The sequence below is a fragment of the Lentzea sp. HUAS TT2 genome, assembly GCF_051853195.1.
Taxonomy (GTDB): domain Bacteria; phylum Actinomycetota; class Actinomycetes; order Mycobacteriales; family Pseudonocardiaceae; genus Lentzea.
Window position 1 is genome coordinate 9,194,308 of sequence record NZ_CP196667.1, and the last position, 22,646, is coordinate 9,216,953.

Annotated in this window: 20 protein-coding genes; 15 read left to right on the forward strand and 5 right to left on the reverse strand. The window is 68.1% G+C overall.

Features of this window, described 5'->3' with window-relative positions:
* Nucleotides 1-6 precede the first annotated feature (6 nt).
* On the reverse strand, nucleotides 7-648 hold the full coding sequence (locus tag ACSHWB_RS43405; protein WP_439659160.1) for a GntR family transcriptional regulator: 642 nt from the start codon (nucleotides 646-648) through the stop codon (nucleotides 7-9).
* Between the two features lie 50 nt (nucleotides 649-698).
* On the opposite strand from ACSHWB_RS43405, the gene ACSHWB_RS43410 reads away from it, so the two are divergent.
* Together ACSHWB_RS43410 and ACSHWB_RS43415 are read left to right on the forward strand one after the other, a co-directional pair.
* Entirely contained in the window at nucleotides 699-1,115 is a 417-nt protein-coding gene (locus tag ACSHWB_RS43410; protein WP_439659161.1) for a VOC family protein, read from the forward strand.
* Nucleotides 1,116-1,212: 97 nt separating this feature from the next.
* Complete coding sequence (locus ACSHWB_RS43415) at nucleotides 1,213-2,454, forward strand: cytochrome P450 (RefSeq protein ID WP_439659162.1); 1,242 nt, start codon at nucleotides 1,213-1,215, stop codon at nucleotides 2,452-2,454.
* Here ACSHWB_RS43415 and ACSHWB_RS43420 read toward each other — a convergent pair.
* Nucleotides 2,444-3,034 carry a TetR/AcrR family transcriptional regulator gene (locus ACSHWB_RS43420; protein ID WP_439659163.1) on the reverse strand — a complete coding sequence of 197 codons (591 nt, stop codon included), beginning with the start codon at nucleotides 3,032-3,034 and terminating at the stop codon, nucleotides 2,444-2,446. The genes ACSHWB_RS43415 and ACSHWB_RS43420 overlap by 11 nt on opposite strands.
* A gap of 104 nt (nucleotides 3,035-3,138) precedes the next feature.
* Between ACSHWB_RS43420 and ACSHWB_RS43425 the strand changes: the two genes are divergently transcribed.
* The 10 genes from ACSHWB_RS43425 to ACSHWB_RS43470 all read left to right on the forward strand — a co-directional run bounded on the left by ACSHWB_RS43425 (nucleotide 3,139) and on the right by ACSHWB_RS43470 (nucleotide 14,048).
* Nucleotides 3,139-6,216, forward strand: coding sequence for a S8 family peptidase (locus ACSHWB_RS43425; RefSeq protein WP_439659164.1), 3,078 nt, complete (start codon nucleotides 3,139-3,141; stop codon nucleotides 6,214-6,216).
* Between the two features lie 335 nt (nucleotides 6,217-6,551).
* On the forward strand, nucleotides 6,552-7,637 hold the full coding sequence (locus ACSHWB_RS43430; RefSeq protein WP_439659165.1) for a tyrosine-type recombinase/integrase: 1,086 nt from the start codon (nucleotides 6,552-6,554) through the stop codon (nucleotides 7,635-7,637).
* Nucleotides 7,634-7,975, forward strand: a complete 342-nt coding sequence (locus ACSHWB_RS43435) for a helix-turn-helix domain-containing protein (RefSeq protein WP_439659166.1) — start codon at nucleotides 7,634-7,636, stop codon at nucleotides 7,973-7,975. The genes ACSHWB_RS43430 and ACSHWB_RS43435 overlap by 4 nt, the downstream gene beginning before the upstream one ends.
* Nucleotides 7,972-8,646: a hypothetical protein gene (locus tag ACSHWB_RS43440; RefSeq protein WP_439659167.1), complete on the forward strand. Its 675-nt coding sequence runs from the start codon at nucleotides 7,972-7,974 to the stop codon at nucleotides 8,644-8,646. Before ACSHWB_RS43435 ends, ACSHWB_RS43440 begins: the two co-directional genes overlap by 4 nt.
* A 604-nt stretch (nucleotides 8,647-9,250) precedes the next feature.
* Complete coding sequence (locus tag ACSHWB_RS43445; RefSeq protein WP_439659168.1) at nucleotides 9,251-9,466, forward strand: hypothetical protein; 216 nt, start codon at nucleotides 9,251-9,253, stop codon at nucleotides 9,464-9,466.
* Between the two features lie 248 nt (nucleotides 9,467-9,714).
* Nucleotides 9,715-10,293, forward strand: a complete 579-nt coding sequence (locus ACSHWB_RS43450; RefSeq protein ID WP_439659169.1) for an RNA polymerase sigma factor — start codon at nucleotides 9,715-9,717, stop codon at nucleotides 10,291-10,293.
* Nucleotides 10,293-11,336, forward strand: coding sequence for a hypothetical protein (locus tag ACSHWB_RS43455; protein WP_439659170.1), 1,044 nt, complete (start codon nucleotides 10,293-10,295; stop codon nucleotides 11,334-11,336). Before ACSHWB_RS43450 ends, ACSHWB_RS43455 begins: the two co-directional genes overlap by 1 nt.
* 328 nt (nucleotides 11,337-11,664) lie before the next feature.
* Nucleotides 11,665-11,805 carry a hypothetical protein gene (locus tag ACSHWB_RS43460; RefSeq protein WP_439659171.1) on the forward strand — a complete coding sequence of 47 codons (141 nt, stop codon included), beginning with the start codon at nucleotides 11,665-11,667 and terminating at the stop codon, nucleotides 11,803-11,805.
* Nucleotides 11,806-12,487: 682 nt separating this feature from the next.
* Nucleotides 12,488-12,982, forward strand: coding sequence for a hypothetical protein (locus tag ACSHWB_RS43465; RefSeq protein ID WP_439659172.1), 495 nt, complete (start codon nucleotides 12,488-12,490; stop codon nucleotides 12,980-12,982).
* Nucleotides 12,983-13,196: 214 nt separating this feature from the next.
* The gene (locus ACSHWB_RS43470) at nucleotides 13,197-14,048 is read left to right on the forward strand and encodes a TIGR02391 family protein (protein ID WP_439659173.1); all 852 of its coding nucleotides are present in this window, start codon (nucleotides 13,197-13,199) and stop codon (nucleotides 14,046-14,048) included.
* 269 nt (nucleotides 14,049-14,317) lie between these two features.
* Here ACSHWB_RS43470 and ACSHWB_RS43475 read toward each other — a convergent pair whose 3' ends face one another.
* Complete coding sequence (locus ACSHWB_RS43475; protein ID WP_439659174.1) at nucleotides 14,318-14,953, reverse strand: hypothetical protein; 636 nt, start codon at nucleotides 14,951-14,953, stop codon at nucleotides 14,318-14,320.
* Nucleotides 14,954-15,455: 502 nt separating this feature from the next.
* Between ACSHWB_RS43475 and ACSHWB_RS43480 the strand changes: the two genes are divergently transcribed.
* Nucleotides 15,456-16,313 (forward strand): hypothetical protein, encoded by an 858-nt coding sequence (locus tag ACSHWB_RS43480; protein WP_439659175.1) that lies wholly within the window; start codon nucleotides 15,456-15,458, stop codon nucleotides 16,311-16,313.
* An 11-nt stretch (nucleotides 16,314-16,324) separates the two neighbouring features.
* Here the strand turns inward: ACSHWB_RS43480 and ACSHWB_RS43485 are convergent, their stop codons facing one another.
* Nucleotides 16,325-16,624 (reverse strand): hypothetical protein, encoded by a 300-nt coding sequence (locus ACSHWB_RS43485; protein WP_439659176.1) that lies wholly within the window; start codon nucleotides 16,622-16,624, stop codon nucleotides 16,325-16,327.
* Nucleotides 16,625-16,731: 107 nt separating this feature from the next.
* Nucleotides 16,732-17,322: an SDR family oxidoreductase gene (locus tag ACSHWB_RS43490; RefSeq protein WP_439659177.1), complete on the reverse strand. Its 591-nt coding sequence runs from the start codon at nucleotides 17,320-17,322 to the stop codon at nucleotides 16,732-16,734.
* Between ACSHWB_RS43490 and ACSHWB_RS43495 the strand changes: the two genes are divergently transcribed.
* Both ACSHWB_RS43495 and ACSHWB_RS43500 read left to right on the forward strand, forming a co-directional pair.
* Complete coding sequence (locus ACSHWB_RS43495; protein ID WP_439659178.1) at nucleotides 17,246-18,496, forward strand: alpha/beta hydrolase family protein; 1,251 nt, start codon at nucleotides 17,246-17,248, stop codon at nucleotides 18,494-18,496. The two genes, ACSHWB_RS43490 and ACSHWB_RS43495, sit on opposite strands and share 77 nt — an antisense overlap.
* Nucleotides 18,497-18,861: 365 nt before the next feature.
* Nucleotides 18,862-22,623: a discoidin domain-containing protein gene (locus ACSHWB_RS43500; RefSeq protein WP_439659179.1), complete on the forward strand. Its 3,762-nt coding sequence runs from the start codon at nucleotides 18,862-18,864 to the stop codon at nucleotides 22,621-22,623.
* The last annotated feature ends 23 nt before the right edge of the window (nucleotides 22,624-22,646 follow it).

Here is a 22,646-nt window from a genome sequence, read left to right on the forward strand (position 1 = left end):
CGTCGATCAGGAGCCCGAGGTGAGCACGTCGAACGCGTGCCGGCGATGCTCCGCGAACAGCTTCAGCGCCCCCTCGACGTTCCCCAGCCGCAACGCCGCCACCAGGTCCCGGTGCTCCTCCCGGATCTGCTCCAGGTACCCGTCGGTGCTCAGCCGCACCCGCGTGATCAGGAACAGGTGCACCTGCGACCGGATCGCCTCCCAGGCCTGGGTCAGCCGCGAGTGGCCGGCGGCGGCGTACACGGCGTCGTGGAACGCGATGTCGCACCGCACCATCTCGTGCGGGGTCGCGGCGCGCTCCATCTCCAGCGCCGCCGCGGAGATCTCCTCCAGCGACGCGCCCCTGGCCACCACGCGCTGGACGGCCAGCACCTCCAGGGCGCCGCGCAGGCTGTCCAGCTCGGCCACGTCCTGCAGCGACAGCTCGGCCACCGTCGTGCCCCGGTGCCACTCGGCGCGCACCAGGCCCTCGCGTTCCAGGAGGCGCAGCGCGTCGCGGACCGGGCCGCGGCTCACCTGCAGCGCCTCGGACAGCTCCACCTCGCGCAGGGCGCTGCCGGGCGGATAGCCGCCGTCGAAGATGGCCTCGCGGATCATGTCCGCGACCTCGCTGCCCAGACCTCGCCGGCGCGCCGGACCCACTGTCATGTGAGCAATGTTAACAAGAAGACATCTTGTCAGAATGTTAACATCCGGACATGCCTAACGTACCCCGCTTCCACCTCGCCATGCCGGTCGACGACCTGGCCGCCGCCCGCCGCTTCTACGGCGAGGTCCTCGGCCTCGAACAGGGCCGCAGCTCCGACACCTGGGTCGACTGGAACCTGCACGGCCACCAGTTCGTCACCCACCTCGCGCCGCGGACCGAGCGCGTCAGCAACCCCGTCGACGGCCACGACGTGCCGGTGCCCCACTTCGGCCTGGTCCTGACCGTCGACGAGTTCCAGAAGCTCGCCGGGAAGCTCGCCGACGCCGGCACGAAGTTCGTCATCGAGCCGTACGTGCGGTTCAAGGGCGAGCCCGGCGAGCAGTGGACGATGTTTTTGCTGGACCCCGCGGGCAACGCGCTGGAGTTCAAGGCGTTCGCGGACGACGCGCAGGTGTTCGCGGTCTAAAGGCCCGTTAAAAATCTTGCACAACGCGCAAGTTTCGGTAGCGTGGAGGTGACGCCGAGCCACGACCCGATCACATCGGGTCAGACAGGGAGAGGCCATGACCACGGCCGAGCGGCAGCGCAGCGCTCAGGAGCTCATCCGCCCGCAGTTGCCCGCCGAGCTGACCCGCCGCGACGGGTGCCCGTTCGACCCGTCGAAGGGGCTGACGGAGCTCAGCGGGCACGGGCGGATCCACAAGGTCGAGCACAACGGCGACACCGTCTGGCTCGTCACCGGCCACGACGAGGCACGGGCGGTGCTCGCCGCGCCGGAGATGAGCTCCGACCGGATCAACAGCCCGCGGGCGAGGGCACTGATCTCTCCGGAGCTGCACGCGGAGCTGTTCCCGCCGGAGCGCCAGGCCGGGTCGTTCATCTTCATGGACGCCCCGGAGCACACACGCTTCCGGCGGATGCTGACCGGGCAGTTCACCGTGCGCAGGATGCGCGATCTCACGCCGCGCATCCACGAGATCGTCACCACCCAGCTCGACGCGATGATCGAGAAGGGACCGCCTGCCGACCTCGTGCACGACTTCGCGCTGCCGGTGCCGTCGCTCGTGATCTGCGAGCTGCTGGGCGTCGACTACGGCGACCGCGACGAGTTCCAGCGCCGCACGTCCAAGCTGCTCAGCCTGAACACCACCATCGACGAGCAGATCAAGAACACCGTCGAGCTGCGGAAGTTCATGCACGGGCTCGTCGTCGCCAAGCGGCGCAGCCCCGGCGACGACCTGCTGTCCGGGCTGGTCCGTGACACGGACCTCAACGACAACGAGCTCACCGGCATCGCGAACCTGCTGCTGATCGCGGGCCACGAGACGACGGCGAACATGCTGGCTCTGGGCACGTTCGCGCTGCTGGAGCACCCGGAGGAGTTCGCGAAGCTGCGCGACAACCCGGAGCTGACCGAGAACGCGGTCGAGGAGCTGCTGCGCTATCTGTCGATCATCAGCATGGGCGTCTCACGGCACGCCAAGGACGACGTCGTGATCGGCGGCGTCACCATCCGCGCCGGCGAGACGGTCGTGGTCTCGGTGCCGGCGGTCAACCGCGACGACAGCCAGTACGACGACCCGCACGCCCTGCTGGTCGACCGGCCGCGCGGCCACCACGTGGCGTTCGGGCACGGCATCCACCAGTGCCTCGGCCAGCAGCTGGCGCGTGTGGAGATGGCGGTCGGCTTCACCGAGCTGCTGCGGCGCCTGCCGACGTTGCAGCTCGCCGTTCCCGCGGACGAGGTGCCGCTGCGGACCGACATGTCGATCTACGGCGTGCACAGGCTGCCGGTCACCTGGTGAACCCGTCACCGAGCTGGTCGATCATGCGACCGACCAGCTCGGTGACGTCGAACCTCTCCGTGGCCTGGGGCGTGTCGAGCCACCACTGCACGACCGCGCGCATCGACGCGAGGATCGTCGACGCCGTCACCGCGGGGTAGGGATCCTTCTGGGGGTCCACGCCGCAGCGCACCGCGATCGCCGCCGTCAACGCCTGTTCGCGGGCCGAGTAGGCGGCGAAGACGTGCGGCAGCAGAGCGGGGTGCTGCCGGAGCTCGCGCAGCTGGCGGAGCCGGTCGAGGTCGACGTAGCGCGGGTAGATCGACCGCAACGCCTCGCGCAACGCGACCAGCACCGGTTCGTCCGCCGGCCGTGCCTCGAACTCCACCACCAGCGCGAGCGCCGTGGCCGTGTCGCCGGCGACGACCGCTTCCTCTTTGGACGAGAAGTAGTTGAAGAACGTCCGCAGCGACACCCCGGCGGCCCGCGCGATCTGGTCCACCGTCACCCGGTCGAGGCCGTGCTGCACGCACAGACTCCAGGCGGCGTCGCCCAGGGCTTCCCTGGTCGCCGCCTTCTTGCGTTCACGCAGGCCCGTCACGGCACAAAGATTAAATGGTACCGGAAATTGGTGTAGACCTTGTGGCCCTGTGAGCACCTCACTACGGTCCGTGAGACCGCTCTCACAGACCTTCGGAGGACCGGGTGCGCCTACTCGGAGTCGTCGTACTGGCCGGTGCCCTGCTCACCGCGGGCCAGGCCCATGCAGCTCCCCCACGCACGGCGTTGTCAGCGCCCACCGTCACGCTGATCACCGGGGACCAGGTCCTCACCGGACAGCGGGCGATCAGACCGGCGCCCGGCCGTGAGCGCGTCGTGTTCTCCAACTACACCGTCGGCGGCCACGAGTACGTGGTGCCGCACGACGCCATCCCGATGATCGCGGACGGCCGGCTCGACGAGCGCCTGTTCGACGTCACGGAGCTCGCCACGTACGGCGGCGCCCTGCCGGTGATCGCCACCTACCCCGAGGGCACGCTGAGCGCGCAGTCCGGCCTCCAGCTGCGCAGCATCAACGGCGTCGCGTTCGACGCGGCCAGGACGCCTCTGATCGGCACCCTGTCCACCACGGGTGCCAAGAAGATCTGGCTCGACGCCCGGCGCCAGGCGAACCTCGACCGCAGCGTCGCCCAGATCAACGCCCCGGCCGCCTACGCGGCGGGCCTGACCGGCAAGGGCACCACGGTCGCCGTCCTCGACACCGGCGTCGACAACACCCACCCGGACCTGGCCGACCGCGAGATCGGCGAGCGCAACTTCTCGGGCTCCCCGGACAACGGCGACCACTACGGCCACGGCACGCACGTCGCGTCGATCGTCGCGGGCACCGGCGCGAAGAGCGGCGGCAAGTACCACGGCGTCGCACCCGACGCGAACATCCTCGACGTGAAGGTGCTGGGCGACAACGGTTCCGGCCAGGACAGCGGGATCATCGCCGGCATGGAGTGGGCCGTCGAGCAGGGTGCCCAGATCATCAACATGAGCCTGGGCGGCTACGACACCCCCGCGGTGGAGCCCCTCGAAGAGGCCGTCGACCGCCTCAGCGCCGAGAAGGGCACGCTGTTCGTGATCGCCGCCGGCAACAGCGGCCCGAACGCGCGCACGATCGGCTCGCCCGGCACCGCCGACACGGCACTGACCGTCGGCGCCGTGGACGACCAGGACCAGATCGCGGAGTTCTCGAGCCGCGGCCCGACACAGGCCGGCACGCTCAAGCCCGACCTCACCGCACCCGGCGTCGGCATCGTCGCCGCCCTGCACTCCGACGGCAGGATCGGCGCGCCGGTCGCCGACGGCTACACCTCGCTCGACGGCACCTCGATGGCGACCCCGCACGTGGCGGGCGCGGCGGCCCTGCTGCGCCAGCAACACCCCGAACTGACCGGCGCCGCGCTCAAGGCACGCCTCACCGGCACCACCACGCCGTCCGCGAAGCTCACGCCGTTCGAGCAGGGCTCCGGCCGCGTCGACGTCGCGAAGCTGATCAAGCAGAACGTGTCGTCGAGCCCGGCGAGCCTCAGCTTCGGCACGCACCAGTGGCCGCACACCGGCGAACCCGCGCTGTCCAAGGAGATCACCTACTCCAACGCGGGCTCCGAGCCGGTCACGCTCGACCTGTCCACGGAGACGAACGGGACGTTGTTCAGCGTCTCCCCCGCCCAGCTCACGGTTCCGGCGGGCGGCACCGCGAAGGCCACGGTCACCGCGGACCTCGCGAAGCAACCGGCGGGCGGTGTGTTCGGCGGCGCGGTCGTCGCGAGCGGCGTGCGCACGGCCGTCGTGGCCGACCTGGAGGTGGAGAGCTACGACATCAAGATCACCGGCATCGAGCGCTCCGGCGTCACCACGTCCTCGACCTACGCGTACCTGATCAACGTCGACACCGGCGCCCGCATCTGGCCGGACACCACCACCGGCGTCGCCCGCGTGGCCAAGGGCCGCTACATCCTGTCCGGCAGCGTGCAGTCGTCGTCCGGCGCCTACACCCACGACATCGTCAACTACCCGAACCTCACCGTCTCCGGCCCGGCGACGATCGACCTCGACGCCCGCCAGGCCAAGCCGGTCAAGGTGACGCTGCCGGTCGCCGCGCAGCTCTCGTTGCTGCAGACCGGTTTCGAGCGGATCGTCAACGGCACCGCCTACACCATCGGCAACTTCTCGGTCGGCGGCGTCGTCGACCACCTCGGCGTCGCGAGCCTCGGCCCTGCCTCCAACGAGGTCACCGGCAAGATCGCGACGTTCTGGACCGCGGGCCCGGACTTCTACGGACTCGCCTGGTACCAGAAGGGTTCCGCGCCCAGCGGCCTGACCAAGACGATCGCGCGGAAGGACCTCGCCTCGGTCAAGGTCGACATGCCCCCGCTCAAGCCGGGCCAGAGCGCCTCGATCGGCCACACCTCCTCACCGGCCGGTCGTGCCGACTGGACCTACGGTTCGCTGGACAACTTCACCCCCGGCCAGCGCACCGAGTACTACGGCGGCGACGGCGGCGACTGGTCGCGCAGGTTCAACCTGTTCGACGAGACCGGCAACATCGGTGCCCTGGTGACCCCGCTGCGGCACTACCGTCCCGGCAAGTCCTATGTGGAACCGTTCAACCGCGCGGTGTTCGGCCCGGCGCTGCCCGAGACGCGGGACGTCCCGCACTCGTTCCGCACGGGTGACTTCGTCCGCGTCACCGTGCCGCTGTACGGCGACAACGCGGGCAACGAGGGCTACAGCCCCGTGACCGAGGCGAAGACGACCGTGTACCGCGACAACGTCAAGGCCGCCGAGACGGCCGAGGCGGGCTGGGCGATGCTCGACGTCGCCCCTGGCGCCGCGAACTACCGCGTGGAGACCTCAGCCGTGCGCGACACCGCCCTGAGCTCCAAGGTGTCCGGCGTGTGGACGTTCCGCAGCGACACCACGGCGAAGCGGACCGCGCTGCCCCTGTCGGTCATCCGCTTCACCCCGCAGCTGGACGACGACGGCTTCGGCCGCGCCGGCCAGATGCTCGCGGTGCCGATCTCCACGCAGTCGCAGGTGGACTCGGTCCGGGTGACGTCCGTCGAGGTCTCCTACGACGGCGGCACCACGTGGAAGCGCACGCAGATCACGGCCAACCGCGTGCTGCTGGCGCACCCGAAGGACGCCAAGTCGGTCTCCTTGCGCGCCAAGGCGTCCGGCAGCGGCCAGACCGTCGAGCAGACGATCGTCAACGCGTACCTGCTCCGCTAACGGAACGAGCCCGCGCGCTCGCGAGCCCACGAGGCGAACGAGCGCGCGGGCCTCCCCAGCACCTCTTGCACGTCCTGCACGACCAGGTCCTGTTCTCATCAGATGCGATCACGCGTCGCTGTCATGCGCCGAGAAAGGCGAGGTCAGGAAGGCCTTAGGAGAACGGCGAGTCCACCTACTGCGAGACCGTAGCCAAGCCCCTGCCGAACGCCCAGCTACTCGATCCACAGCGTGCCGTGCTGCTCTTCTCTGCATCAGATGCGAGATTCTCGCATTGAACGAGAAGACTGAGGGCACAGGTGGACGAGGGCGAGGGGCTTCCAGGCTCGGCAGCGATGCATCTGGTTCGTGGCGTGCCGCTGCTGCACGCGGAGGAGCAGGTGTTCGCGGCGATGCTGCAGGGCTGGGGCAACCAGCAGCTCGCGCGCAACCTAAAGCCGTCGTCGATCGAGAGCGGCGTGCGCGTGGTGCGGCGGTTCTTCGAGCACGCTGGCACCTATCCGTGGTGGTGGAGTCACCAGCTCGCGGACGAGTGGTTCGCGGATCTGCGTACCGTTCACCATCTGGCGAGGTCGACCCTGCGCGGCTACCAGGGCGCGGTGCGGATGTTCTGCGCGTTCATCACCGATCCCGCTTACGGTTGGGCGGCCGAGTGTGAACGGCGTTTCGGTACCCATCCGGTGCAGGTCGTCACCGAAGTCAACAGCGCGGTGCACGTGGCCGAGGCCGAGGCAGGACCGTTGAAGCGGGCGTTCACTCGCGAGGAACTGCAGGCCCTGTTCGACCGTGCCGACGACGAGGTCGCGCGGAAACGGGCGCAGGGGCGCAAGGGCTGGCTGCCGGCGTTCCGAGACGCAACGCTGCTCAAGACCGCATACGCGTTCGGGCTGCGCCGCAACGAGACGCGCATGCTCGACGTCGTCGACTTCAGCCACAACCTGCACGGCCCGGAGTTCGGCCGGTACGGCGTGCTCAACGCGCGCTACGGCAAGGCGCAGAAGGGCTCGCCGCCGAAACGGCGCGGTGTGCTGTGCGTGTGGACGTGGGCCGCCGAGGTCGTCGACGAGTGGATCACCGACTTCCGGCCGCTGCTGGGCATCGACAACAACCCGGCATTGTGGCCGTCGGAGCGCGCCGCGCGCGTCGACATCAAACAGCTCAACCGGCGCCTGGCCGGCTACCGCGACGACCTGGGCCTCGACGAGGGGCTGGACTTCCACTCGCTGCGCCGCTCGTACGTCACGCACCTGATCGAGGACGGCTACGACGCCCGGTTCGTGCAGGAACAGGTCGGCCACGAGCACGCCAGCACAACCTCGATCTACACCTGCGTGTCGTCGGACTACCGCACCCGCACACTGCGCCGGGTCCTGGACTCGATGCTCGACGAGGCGCTGCCGCGCCGGAACGGACACAGATGACCGCCCAGAAGCAACGTGTCGGCTACGCCTGGCACCTGCGCGAGATCATGGCCCAGCACAGCATGTTCCAGACCATCGACCTGGTCGATCCGCTGGCCGAGCACGGCATCACGCTGTCGGTATCGCAGGTGCACCGGCTGGTCACGGGCACACCGGAGCGGTTGTCTCTGCCGGTGCTGTCCGCGCTGTGCGCCATCTTCGGCGTCGTGCCCAGCGACCTGATCACCACTGAGGCCTTCCCTGTCGGTGTGCGATCCACGGCCACCGGTGACCTGCCGGGCTCCGCCGAACTCGGCGCGGTGCGGCCCAAACGCGCACGCATCCTCGACTCGCAGTGACCTCTCCGCACGATCTGGCCGAGCCGGTGTGCGCGCGATGCCGCCGCCCCGTGTGCACCGACACGGCCAAGATCCGGCGCAACGATCCGCGGGTGCGCGTCCGGATGCGCTGGCCCGAGGGGCCGGTCTGCGTGCGCTGCTACACCCGCGCGCTGGACACCTACGGGATCTGCGCCGGGTGCGGCGTCGAGCGCCTGCTGCCCGGCCTCGGATCCTGCGGTACCCCGGTGTGCACTGACTGCGCCGGAGGCCTCGGTCAGTTCCGGTGTCCGACCTGCGGCCGTGAGGCGGCCCTGTACACGCGGATGGCGTGCGCGCAGTGCGTGCTGGCTGCGCGGCTGGCCGTCGTGCTCGACGCCGGCGACGGCACCGTGCGGCCCGAGCTGGTGCCGTTCTACAAAGCCGTATGCGCGATGCCGCGTCCGCGCCGCGGGCTGGTCTGGCTGGCCAAGCCACACGTCCCGCCGATCCTGCGGGCCCTGGCACTCGATGAGGTGCCGCTGACACACGACGGGCTGGACACACTACGGCCGTGGCGCTCGGGCCTACCTGCGCGAACAACTCGTCAGCTGCGGCGTGCTGCCCGAAGTCGACCGGTTCCTGCAGTTCTTCCAGCGCTGGCTGCCGCACTGGCTCGACTCCACCGCCCCGCAGCACCGGCGGTTGCTTGAGCGGTTCGCCTCCTGGCACGTCCTGCGGCGGTTGCGTGAGGCCTCCGTCGCGGCGCCTGTGACGTCCGGTCTGGTCAACACCGCGCGGTACCATCTGCGCATCGCAGGCGAGTTCCTCGCGCACCTGGAACACCGTGGCCGCACCCCGGGATCCTGCACTCAAGCCGATCTCGACCTGTGGTTCACCCGCGACTACGGCACCCGCCAGGGCTCACGCGAGTTCCTGCGATGGTGCGTTCGACACGGCGAGATTCCCAGGCTGCAGCTGCCGGCAGCGCCCTCGTCGGAGACGAGGGCGCTGGGCCAGCACGAGCGTGTGCTGTACCTGCGACAGGTACTCACCGCCGACACGATGCCCCGCAGTGGACCGCGTCCTCGCCCTGCTGGTGCTGCTGTTCGCCCAGCCTCTGCATCGCATCGCGCGACTGACCCTCGACGACCTGATCCACGACGACAACGAGACCTTCCTGCGTCTGGGCGACCCACCAACCCCGATTCCTGCGCCCTTCGCCGAGATCCTGACCACCTACCTCGGCACCCGCCTGATCCCAGCCGCCAACCCGAACAGCCGCTTCCTGTTCCCGGACGGCACGCCGGACAGCCCATGCACACCACCTCGTTGCGCCTGCGTCTGCGCAACGCCGGCCTGCCCAACGAAGCCGCACGAATTGCCGCGCTGCGCGAACTCGTGCTCCAGGCCCCACCCTCCGTCGTGGCCACGATGCTCGGCTACCACCCCAACACCGCCGAACTCATCGCCGCCGAGGCCGGGACGACCTGGCAGCGCTACGCCGCCGGCGACCACTCCTGCCCACCCTGAACCCTGACCGAGCAGACCCGCCGACGCCTTGGCTGCCAGCGGATTCTAGAAAGTTTCGGGCCGATGGAGTCCGTTTCGCGGACGTCTGCGATATGTGGGGTGAACAGGCCGATCGTCCCGGACGAGGAGTCCCCCCGAGTGAACACATCGACGACGAGGTGGCGTGAACAGCACGCGGTCGGAGCAGCCGCAGGCGTGCTCGGTGGCCCCTCCTACGCGACGTCGCACGCTGTGGAGGCAACGCGACCGTGACGGACGACAACGACTCCGATGCCTCCCTGGAGGCCTTCTACACCAGGTGGTCAGGAGGGTTGCTGCGCTACATCAGGCGGCACGTGTCCTGCCCGGCCGATGCACAGGACATAGCCCAGGAGGTGTGGACGGTGGTGTGCAAGCGGCTCGGCGACGGACCTGTTCCCGAAGGCTATTCCGCGTTCCTGTTCACAGTCGCGCACAACAAGATCGTGGACTTCTACCGTGCCCGTAGCCGGGATCGCTCGGTTCCGCTCGACCCGGTGCTCGAAGTCATCGGCGATCCCGCCTTCGATCCGGCCGCGGTACGTCCGGCGCAGTTGTCGCACCTGGCCGAGCACATCCTCGACGCGCACGAAGCCCTCCCCGCCGTCCTGGGGCAGCTGACTGAGCTGCAACGGAACGCGGTGCTGTATCGGCACTACGTAGGCATGTCGGTATCCGAGGTGGCGCAGTCCTTGAGCGTCGAACACTACGCCGCCAAGCGGTTCCTGGTCGTGGGACTGAAGAAGATCCGCAGCTTGCTCGCGCAAGCCGGGCACCCGATCCGCGTCTCGACGAAGGAGATGCCGTAGTGAACAGCACGCCTGAGCACCCCGATGTGGAGCACCTGTTCCAGCAGCTCCGCGACAGCGATGACGCGGGCGCCCCCCTCACGCCGGTGCCGTTCGCGCAGATCCGGGCACACGTGGCGGCGTTGACGCCGCAGCAGGCACGCGATGCCGTTGCCTACGGCGACCGCGCTCAGCTCGGTGTCGACGCGTTCGCGCTGGGCATGATGCACAGCGAGCAGGGCGACCTGGCCTCCGCGATCCGGTGCTTCGAGATCGCCGACCGGCACGGCGCCCCCGCGGCCGCGGCCCAGTTGAAGACCACGCGCGAGCTGCGCGACGCGCTCGACGAGGTCGATCTTCCCGACGGCACGGCACTGACGTTCCGCACCAGGGCCGAGGCCATCGACCACGCTCGGACTCATGGGCTGAGCGCGGGCGTGCTCGACTGGGCGGACGAACGTGCCGAGCGCATCGTCGCCGACGCCCGCGACACCGCGACCGCTGTGCTCGACGACGCACGGACTACTGCGGCCAGGCTGATCGCGGAGGCGCGTGCGCAGGCGGATCAGATCATCGATGCAGCCCGTCCCGACGAGTCGACGGCACCGGCGACGCGCGCGATCGCCGGAACCGAGTGCGAGCGCTTCACAACCGTGAAGTTCTACGGAGGTGAGATCCGACAGCAGCTGTGGAGGCCTGGCGTGACGCCTGCGATCGACACGGAGAACTGCCTCGAGTTCAGGCACGACCTCTTGGCGATGTACCTCGACGTGGACAAGGTTCAGGCATGGGGCAGGGCGATCCGGACCGGCGCGGCGAGCACCCTCTTGACCGCTCGCGACCGGGCCCACGCGTGCGAGCGGTTCACGCTGCTTCTCTCCCTCCCCCGTCGTGACTGGCCTGCTCGGCTCCCGGAATGGTTCGGCACGCGGCTGCAGCTCCCTGCCTCCGGGCTCGGTGACGCCGACCGCGCTGTGGTCCTGGCGGCGTTCGATGAGTTCCAGGAACCGGTCGACGACGAACTGCTGCAGCGGATCCGAGCGTCGTTGGCCCACGCCGCCTAGTGGCGGTTCTCGTTTCGGACCTGGAGCAATGACAGCCACACGATCAGCAGGTCCCCTCGACAATTTTCGCCGGTGCGTCCCTCATCGCGATGCCTCACGGAGAGCAACTACGCCGTTCGTCGCAATGTTCTGAACTCGAATGGCCCAACGGCCGTACGCCTCCTTTGAAGACCACTTACACACGTCCACAAGCTCGGGTGCCGCCTGACGCGGTCCTGAGCAGGAGACGATCACGGACAGGGGAAGACCGATGTCCCGCACGCCCCCCGGACCCGCCGATGACTCTGGCGAAGGGCACCTGTTTACACCGCGTACCGCGCTCGTCCTCTTGCTCGCCGTCCTAGCGGGCGGCGCCGCAGTCGCCCTCAGCGTATGGGCCGGGCAGCACATCGCCCAGGCACTGCTCGTCGGAGCCGGAGCCACCGCAGCCGCGATCGCGTTCTTCAACTGGCTGATCAGTCCGAGCTGACGTCCGCGACAGCCAAGCTGGGTACGCCCGTGGGGGTGTCGTACGCATAGCATCCCCACGGTCCGCGTCTGTCGGCCCTGCGCCAAGATCAGCGACCGCACTCCGACGAATCCGCGACACCAGAACACGCGGCCACACCAGTCATATGTGACGCCGGAGGCGGGCTCCCACGGGCCTAGTTTGAGTCGGGCCGACCTCGGCGCGTCCGTCGAGTTTTGGATCGGTTGCCGTTCAGCCAGGCCGGCGCTGCACCTGCGGCAACGGTGCCAACCAGACCCGTAATGATCGTGGCCTTGTCAGCTGGCAACACGACCACCAGGACGAGTACGGCACCAGCGACCACGGTGAGCGCAGCACCACGGGGCACACCTGGGCGATGATGGGCACGCGAGGAACGTCGCCTCATCGATTCTCCTTCGCACTGGCGTCGCCCGCCGACATGGATTCCAGCCCGGTGGGCGGGCGATGCACTACTCACCGCCCGGCTTCACCCGAGCGGACGGCCGCCTTATGGCGCCATGTAACCATCCTGAACTGCGAAAACGCGTGGTGTTCGTTGTCAGGCGACGCCGAGAAGTGATCGAGACAAGGGCTTGGAGACACCAGTCATAGAGGGGTAATAGCTGGACGACAGGGCGAGATCCCTAGTATTAGCTGGTATATACCGAAGGCCTCGGTCCCTATGCCGCCACGTCTGACCAAGCCCACGACGGTTCCCGAGGCCCGCGAACCGCTCATCGATCTCCTCTGGCGCTTCTACAGGGCGGCACAACGACCGCCGATCAGGCGAATCGCCCAAGTGATTGAGGAACTCCCCGAGGAAAAGCGCAACGGATCGGCGAACCACGAGACGATTCGCCGCACGCTGCGAGGTGAACAGATCGGCGCGTACCAGACCGTCGAAGTGATCTTCTTAGCCCTTTGCGAGCTCGCAGACGTCGATCCGCAAGATGCCGACGACGTCGATGACCAGTGGAGCCAGCCCGATCCCTATCTCGAACAACTCCAGCGGTACTGGAACCAGGCGATCGACGAGGAATCAGCGCACCACTATGTCCCGCCAAAGACCCGGTCTGAGCGAGAGCTCCGACAGATCGCAGCCAAACTTCAACAGGACGATCCGTGGGGCAGTGCTCCTCCTCGTGGCGGCGGGTTCGCGGACGAACCGCCCTTCTAACCTCAAAGCTGTGACCAGCGTAGACGCGCTGGGTCGGGGCCTCGGCCGAACTCGCGGCGAACGTTCCTGATCTGTCCGATTGGTCGAGGACTGCGCGGACGGGCCACCAGGTTGCGCGTGCTCGTGCGCCAGGTTCCCGACCACTGCCGAGATCCTCCTCGCCGCCGAAGTGAAGGCATTCAGGCGATGTGCATAGGCATGACACGATTCTCAGATGGAGGCACGCAAGAACCCCGAGTACCTGAGGTCGATCGCTGCGGCGGTGCTGGAGTTCCGCGCCGCACTGGTCGAGTTCCTCGACCTGCATGTGCGCAACGAAGGTTCTGGTGGCTGGGGAGGTATCGCTCGCGGGATCGCTCCGGCGGTGTTTCCGCGTGATGGCACCGATCCTGACGAGATCGAGCGGCGTCGCACGAAGGTGTCCCGGCTGTCCGGTCTGGCCGGGGCCGCGGTCCCGCTGACCAACATCGCGATCCGGGTGCAGGGTGTGGGCGTCATTGACCCGATCGCGGCCTGGCAGACGATCACGCAGCCGAAGCCGGTGCTGGAAGCTCCCGACATCCTCGGGGCCTGCGACCAGGCGCTGGGCAGACTTGACGGCTTGATCCTTGAGGCCGAAGCCGAGCTGCCCCCAGCGGTCGGCGCAGCAGCGATGCATTCCCTGGTCTGGGGCGCGGCCGCGCGGCTATGGCGCGATGGCCACTTCCGGGAGGCGGTGGCCGGCGCTGCCGAGTCGGTCGTCGCAATGGTGAAGACCCGCACGAAGCGCAACGACCTGGCCGCCACGGCACTGTGGCAGGAGATCTTCTCCAACAAGGAACCAGAGTCGGGTAAGCCGCGACTTCGCTGGCCTGGAGACCCGACACACCAGGATGTCATCACGATGAACGCCGGCCTGCGGTTTCTCGCGCCCGGCATCCAGATGACGATCCGCAACAACGCCGCGCACAGCACCAGCGAACTCGACGAACAGGCCGCTCTTGAGCGGCTTGCGGCACTCAGCCTGCTGGCGCGATGGGTCGACGAGTGCGACCTTCACGAAGCGCCGAACTCCAGCACGACCTGACGCCTGGCCCGAACGCAGACAGGTCACTGGCGTTGGCTGCAAGGGAATGGCACGGCTGCTGCTGTCGGTTGACGACTGGACTGCGCTCATCGTGCTACGGGAGATCTCTCAGCGCAGTAACAACAGCCTCTACGACGTCGCCGCGACCGTGGGGTAGCGGCCGACGTGCGCGGTGTGCGGCAACCACGGCACTCACCCCTAGCGCCTGGCCGACGCCGGCTTGTCAAGTGCCCACGTCGTGGCCGGTGACCGGGTGGGTGTCCTTGAGCTCATGCCCAGACAGCCGGTGGATTGACTTGAAGATGTGCCGCCATGGCCTTGCCCGTGACCTGGGTGACGTGCCGGAAGAAGCTGAGGCACTGCTCGACGTCGACCAAACGCAGTGACGGGTCGTCAGGCGGGGTCGTTGCTTCGCGGACAGCTTGCAGGACCTGCACTTGCGGAAGAGTCGCGTGGCCGTGGGCGATCGCGTGGCGGACCTTCAGCCACTGATTGATCTTCGACTCGACGTCGCTGGGGCGAACGGTGCCGGTGCGGCCGGCCCCGACCCACGTCCAGTGCGGCCGCGCGTCGAACCCGACCGAGGTGAACAGCTTCTTGGTGTTCTCGTGATTGGGTGTCGAGAACAGCCCGATCTCGGACATGGTGCGTCCGGAGAGCAACCTAAACATGCCTGCGTGCAGGCTGGTCGGACCGGGGTTGGAGATGTCGAGACAGGCCTTGGTCATGTCCTGCACCACCGCCTGCCAGGCCGACACGGTCAAGACGACGACCGCGCGGTTGATGCTCGTCTCCTTGTCCCGGCGTCCCTTGTTAGGTCCGCCGTGATTGCGGTGGATCTCGACCAGGTTGTCGCAGTGGCGGGTCGCGCGAGCGAAGTTCGCGGCCGCTTCGTCCAGGTTCATGACCCGAGCCTAGGTCGCGAACATCCAGCGGCGGGCGCCATTTCCGCAGTACATCGCGTTGTGCGTCAATGTGAAACGGGGCCCCACACCAGTCGATGTGGGGCCCCGCCTCCGGCAGCCGACCTTGGCCGATGACACCTCGTCGATCTTGACCGCAAGGGCATTGGACGTCCAGCCGGGCACCCGCAGGCCGGCCCCCGGAAATGAGCGGTTCCCCGTCCTGTGAGACGACACTAGCATCGGTTCAACAGGCAAAAAAACTACCGCCCTAGCGGGGACTAAACTTGCTTCAGCGGCTTCTAAGCGGATCTAGACATCAGATAAGCCCCGTTTTGAGCTTACCTACAACTACCGAGCCAACAGGTACTACGTTATAGCAGCGACCGTATATCGTGCGAAGTGTCGAGTCTAGAAGCGAAGTCTTTCCAGGGCCAGTAGAGAAGGTCACGTGAATCCTCTACCTGCGGTTTCGGTAGCCCCGGGGACGTTGGACGCTGCGAAGATGTTCGCGCGGCAGGCCAAGCGCACCGCCCCGGTGCGGTACGGGTTCATCACGCGTGAGACGCCGGAAGCCTCGCTTCCTCCGGCCGTTGCACTGCTACGCGGTGCGACCGGCGGCCGCGGGATCACCGGCGGAGACGTGCGACTCCGGCTGATGCTGTCGCTGCTGTGGGCCGTGCACGACGACCCCACGATGACCTACCCGCACCGCGCCTGGGCCACGCTGCTGGGCCTGGAAGATCCCGCAGTCGCGGGCGCCCGGCGGATTCGCAACGCACTGGGATGGCTCGACCACCACGGACTCATCCAGCTGGAAAGCTCTCCAGGCCGCGACGCCGTGGTGCACCTGATGAACGACGCCGGCACCGGCGAACGATACGAACTCCCTGGCGCGGCCTACGCCCGCCTGCGCTCCAAACCGGCTCAGGCGGCACCGCACCGCTACATCCAGCTTCCCGGCCAGCTGTGGACCAACGGCTGGATCGCCGCGCTCGACTACGGCCCGGCCATCGTCATGCTGCTCGTGCTCTGGCTGGAGAGTGGGAAAACGATCAAGGACGGTCCCTGGGTGTGGCTGAGCCCCGCGATGGCCGAAAGCAGGTACGGGCTCTCTGAGGACACCCGCCTCAAAGGAGCTCGCAAGCTCACCGAACTCGGTCTCATCAAGACCTCCACCCGGCACGTCCCCAGCGACGCGTTCGAGTTCCGCCGCGGCCGGAACTCCTACCAGATCCAGCTCGACACCATTCAGACGCGACAGCCCGGAGAAACCGAGATCGAGGCATTCTTCCGAACCCCGACGACCGGGACTCCACGGTCGCACGCCGTGCCCAAGCCCGGCTCCCGCAACGACGCCTAGAACGCCCAGCGCTACTGACGCTTGCCGCGCCCCACATCGTTGACGACCACGGACGTGATGCGCTTCGGCAGGCCGATGCGCTCACCGCGTTTGCTGTTCACACGGCCGATCCCCTTGCGGCGCCGACGCTTTCTGACTCCCGCAGCGGAACGGCCGCGCGTCAACGCCAACTCGTCGCTCTGGGAACCTGTGACGTGCCGCAGCAGCGCGAGCGTCGCGTTGCGCTCGCGGCTCACGCTCGGACTCTTATCGCTGCACAACGTGCAGTACCTGCGGTAGACGCGTGCGATGTCAGCCTCGCTGTAGATCATCGGGGACTGCTCACCTCCCACTGAAGTTGGTGGCGCTCCGCGTCGGCGGCAACGTCTGGCGTGCTCCTACTCAGCCGGTGAGACGTAGCCCCAAGATCGGTAGCGCGTCAAGACGAATACGCGACACCAGAACACGCGGCTGCACCAGTCCACCGTGTACCCCGCCGCCGGCATGTCCCGCTTCCACCCGTGAGCGCCTCCGGCCCCGTCAACGTGTAAGCGCGGCCGTCGTGCCCACCCCTCGCGAGCACGACGGCCGCCACCACACCGATGTCGCCTTCGTGCACGAGCGCACTCCGCGCGTACGCGAACGGCTCGCGCACCAATCCGGCCCCAGTGAGCAGCTCGGTGTAGCCGGCGCCCGCGTTGGTCAGCAGGTGCACGCCGGTGACGCCGTCGAACGGGATGGTCTCCGGCCTGGTCAGGCCTCCCGCCACGACCTCGACCCCGGCTGGAAGCATTGCCGACGCGTTCCTGGTGATCGCGCGGACCTGCTGCCCCAGCGAGAGCAGTTCGTTCACCACCTGACGTCCGGCGTTCCCGGTCGCCCCCGTCACGAGAACGGTCGTGGGCCCGACCGTAGAACCTGTGGTCAGCTGGCGATCAAGCGAAGGAGTCCGGATGCGCGAACTGACCGACGAGATAACCGTGGGCCACAGCCTGCTGCCCGCCAAGCCGGCACCGGAAGGCGTGAGCATCCCCGGCCGTCACGTCGCCGAGATCGCGCGGCACCCCGACGGCCGCCTCGCCGTCATCACCTGGTCGTCACCGAAGATCGACCCCGGCCTGCTCCACCCCGCACTGCACGTCGTGGCGACCGACGGCACGGTCACCGACCTGGGCGCGACGCCCGCGGACGCCGGTTCGCCGGTGTGGTGGGGCGACGAGGTCTGCTACCTGGCGCTGACGCCACCGCACCTGCAGGGCGGCAACGCCGTCTTCGACCAGCGCCACCGCAACCTCACCGAGGGCATGCCCGCGTGCCCGGTCGATCTCGTCCAGGACGACGGCGCCGCACCGGTCCTGATCGTCGCGACCGGCCTGGACACCGAGTTCCGCCGACTCGACGGCACCTTCCTCGCCCACGTCAGGGGGTCGCACCTGCCGCCGCGCTACCGGGACCTCGACGGCATCGCCTGGGGCACACGGGAACGGCTCCAGTACCGGGCCGAGGACGGGCTCGAGCTCGACGGCCTCCTCGTGCTCCCGGTCGGCCAGGCCGACGGGCCGTTCCCCCTCGTCACGATCGTCCACGGCGGTCCGTACGACCGCTGGACCGACGACCTGCAGTTGCACTGGGTGCCGTCGGCGCAGTGGCTCGCGCACCAGGGGATCGCGGCCTTCCTGCCGAACCCCCGCGGCGGGCAGGGGCGCGGGCACGAGTTCGCGGCGGCCGTCGCGGGCAAGGTCGGCCGGGAGGAGTGGCACGACATCGAGGCCGGCATCGATCTCCTCGTCGAACGGGGAGTCGCGGACCCCGACCGGCTCGGCATCGCGGGCTGGAGCCACGGCGGGTTCATGGCCGCCTGGGCCCCGACTCGGACCGACCGGTTCAAGGTGGCGCTGGTGGGCGCGGGGATCTCCGACTGGCCGCGGCTGATCGCCACCGGCGAGTGGGGTGCGTTCGAGGCGGCCCTGGGCGACAGCCCGGAGCACAGCCCTCTCACCTACGCGGACCGGATCCGCACCGAGATGTTGATCGTGCACGGCGCGGAGGACACCAATGTGCCGGTGGAGCAAGCGGTGCTCCTGCACGACGCGGTGAAGCACTCCGAACTCGTCGTCTATCCCGGCGAGGGGCACTCCCTGCGGGGACGTGAGCACAGGCTGGATCTGCTGAACCGAGCCAGAAGGTTGTTCGCGAAGCTCTGAAACTTGCGCGGTCCTTACGCAAGGACCGCAAGCTCGAAGCAAACCGGCGCAAGCGGGCGTATCGAGATCACATCAATTTTTTGGGCAGGTTCGGGCCCGAACCTCCCGCAACGCCGGATCTCCTGCCGCTGGTGATCGCCCTTGCGCACGCTGAGACACTGTTCAGACACAGGAACGAACACTGGTCTTTCCTGTTCAGAGGTCTATGTCGCAAATTTGCGCAATCACGTCGAGATATTGCGGTAATCTGCTGGACACTTCTACGGTGAGGCGCGCCACACCCCCTCGCGTCCCCACCGAGAAGGGCCAAGCACGCCATGTCATCGACGACACGCGCTCGCTCCCTGCTAGCCCCGATAACTGCGTTGATCACCGCCGCGGCCACCCTGACGATCTCCCCCGCCGCCCAGGCCGCTCCGGTCAGCCTCGACCTCGCCGAGCAGACCCGGATCGACCAGGTCACGCTCTCCTCCCCCAGCAACAGCACCGAGACGTTCGCCGTGCAGACGAGCCTCGACGGCAGAGGCTGGTCGACGCTGGTCGCGGAACGACCACACGAGTTCAAGAACGGCAAGGTGACGTTCCAGGTCGACCCGACGCTGGTCCGGCACGTCCGCGCCACCAGGACGACCGCGAAGCTCGAGGTCCACGAGGCAGCCGTGAGCGCGCTGCTGCAGGCCACCTACAGCGCGAGCAGCACGAACCAGAACTACGGCCCGGGCAACGCCGGCGACGGCAACCAGGGGACGTACTGGGAGAGCGCGAACAACGCGTTCCCCCAATGGATCCAGGCCGATCTCGGCGCCGCGCTGAAGGCCGACCGGGTCGTGCTCAAGCTCCCGACCGGCGGCTGGGGCGCCCGCACCCAGACCCTCGCGGTCCAGGGCAGCACCGACGGCCAGAACTTCTCAGATCTCGTGGCGTCGAAGGGGTACGACTTCAACCCCGCCGCGAACAACACGGTGACGATCGACTTCACCGCGGCCACCACGCGGTACGTGCGGCTGCGGATCACCGGGAACACCGGCTGGCCGGCGGCGCAGCTCAGCGAGTTCGAGGTGCAGGGCCCGACCGGGGGTGACACGCAGGCCCCCGCCGCACCGACGGGTCTCGCCTTCACCCAGCCGCAGGCCGGGCAGATCCGGCTGACCTGGAACGCCAGCACCGACAACGTCGGCGTCACCGCCTACGACGTCTACGCCAACGGCACCCTGCGCACCACGGTCACCGGCACGACCTACACCGACAGCCAGCCCGACGGCCTGCGCGTGAGCTACCACGTGATCGCGAAGGACGCGGCAGGCAACCAGTCCCCCGCCAGCAACACCGTGACGCGCGAAGGCGCCACCGGTACGAACCTGGCGCAGGGCAAGCCCGTCACGGCGAACAACAACGTGCACAACTTCGTCGCCGCCAACGCCAACGACGGAAACCTCGCCACCTACTGGGAGTCCAACGGGTTCCCCGGCACGCTGACCGTCCAGTTGGGATCGAACGCGGACGTCAGCTCGGTCGCCGTCAAGCTCAACCCCGACAGCGCGTGGGGTGCCCGCACGCAGAACATCGAGGTCCTCGGCCGCGAGCAGAACGCGACCGGGTTCACGAGTCTCGTCGCGGGTCGTGACTACCGCTTCGACCCGGCGAGCGGCAACAGCATCACCATCAACGCGGCCGGACGGGTCGCGGACCTGCAGTTGCGCGGCACGTCCAACACCGGTGCGCCCGGCGCCCAGGTGGCGGAGATCCAGGTGTTCGGCACCCCTGCCCCGAATCCCGATCTCACCGTCACCGCGACGTCGTTCACGCCGGCGAGCCCCGTCGAGACCGACCAGGTCACGCTGAACGCGACGGTCCGCAACGCGGGCACCGCGGCCAGCACCGCCACCGACGTGACGTTCTTCCTCGGCGCCACGAGTGTCGGCACGGCCCAGGTCGGCGCCCTCGCGGCCGGTGCGCAGGCGAACGTCGGCACGACGATCGCCGCCCGCCCGTCCGGCAGCTACGAGTACACCGCGAAGGTCGACGAGACCAAGAAGGTCGCGGAGCAGGACGAGACCAACAACGCCCGCATCCACCCCAGCCCGCTGGTCGTGACGCCGGTCCCGAGCTCGGACCTGGTCGCGGTGCCGAGCTGGTCGCCGAGCAACCCGTCCAACGGCCAGAGCACCACGTTCTCCGTCGCGCTCAAGAACCAGGGCACCATCGCGTCCGCGGCCGGCGCCCACGGCATCACCGTCACGATCCTGAACAGCAGCGGCCAGACCGTCCGCACGCTGACCGGCAGCCACAACGGCACGATCAACGCCGGTGCGACGACCGCCGCGGTGAACCTCGGCACGTGGCCCGCCGCCGACGGCCGGTACACCGTCCGCACGGTGATCGCGGGCGACGGCAACGAGATCCCAGCCAAGCAGGGCAACAACACCAGCGAGCAGTCGCTGTTCATCGGCCGCGGCGCCAGCGTTCCCTGGCAGCACGTCGAGGCCGAGGACGCCACCGTCGCGGGCGGCGCGCAGATCCTCAGTCCGAACAGGACGATCGGCGACCTCGCCGGTGAGGCGTCCGGCCGCAGGGCCGTCACGCTGAACGGCAACGGCCAGTCGGTCGAGTTCACGACGTCCGGACCGACCAACACCCTCGTCACCCGGTTCTCCATCCCGGACAGCTCCGGCGGAGGCGGCATCACCTCGAACCTCAACGTCTACGTCAACGGCCAGTTCCACAAGGCCATCGACCTGACGTCGAAGTACATGTGGCTCTACGGCAACGAGGCAGGCCCCGGCAACTCCCCGGGAGCGGGCGGCCCGCGCCACATCTACGACGAGGCGAACGTGATGCTCAACTCGACGTTCCCGGCGGGCACGAAGATCAAGCTGCAGAAGGACGCGGCCAACACCACGAACTACGCGATCGACTTCGTGAACTTCGAACAGGTGTCGGCTGCCGGAAACCCTGACGCGGCACGCTATGCCGTGCCCGCCGGGTTCACCCACCAGGACGTGCAGAACGCGCTCGACCGCGTCCGGATGGACACGACCGGCACCCTGACCGGCGTCTACCTGCCCGCGGGCACCTACCAGACGCAGCAGAAGTTCAACGTCTACGGCAAGGCCATCCGCGTGATCGGCGCCGGTCCCTGGTTCACCCGGTTCCAGGCCCCGCTCACCCAGGAGAACACCGACATCGGCTTCGACGCGCAGTCGTCCGCGAGCGGCTCGACTTTCAGCGGGTTCGCCGTGTTCGGCAACTACACGCAGCGCAACGACGGGCCGGGCAAGGTGTTCAACTTCGCCGGCGTGCAGAACATGACCATCGAGAACATCTGGGTCGAGCACATGATGTGCCTGTTCTGGGGCAACAACGTCGACAACAACGTCATCAAGGACAGCCGCATCCGTGACATGTACGCGGACGGGCTGAACATGACGAACGGGTCGTCGGGCAACCGGATCTCCAACATCGAGGCCCGCTCGACCGGTGACGACGCGTTCGCGTTGTTCGCGGCGACCGACGGTGGTGGCAGCGGCCAGCAGAACAACGTCTTCGAGAACCTCTCGGTGACGACCCCGTGGCGCGCGGCCGGTCTCGCGGTCTACGGCGGCAAGCTCAACACGTTCCGCAACATCTACATCGCGGACACGCTCACCTACTCCGCGGTGACGATCAGCTCGCTCGACTTCGGGTACCCGATGGAGGACTTCGGGCCGGAGCCGACGACGTTCAGCGGCCTCACCCTGGTGCGCTCCGGCGGCCACTTCTGGGGTGAGCAGACGTTCGGCGCGATCTGGATGTTCTCCGCCTCCAAGAAGTACACGGGGATCCGGGTGAGCGACGTCGAGATCATCGATCCGACGTACAGCGGAATCATGTTCCAGACCAAGTACAACGGTGCGGCCGAGAACGTCTTCCAGGACACGGTGCTGTCCAACGTGAGCATCTCGGGTGCGCGCAAGAGCGGCGACGCCTTCGACGCCAAGTCCGGGTTCGGGTTGTGGGCCAACGAGATGCCGGAGCCCAACCAGGGTCCCGCCGTCGGTGAGGTCACGTTCAACGGCCTCAGGTTCAGCAACAACTTCCAGGACATCAAGAACACGACGTCCACCTTCAAGATCAATATCAACAACTGATATCCCTGCCGCGAAGGACAATT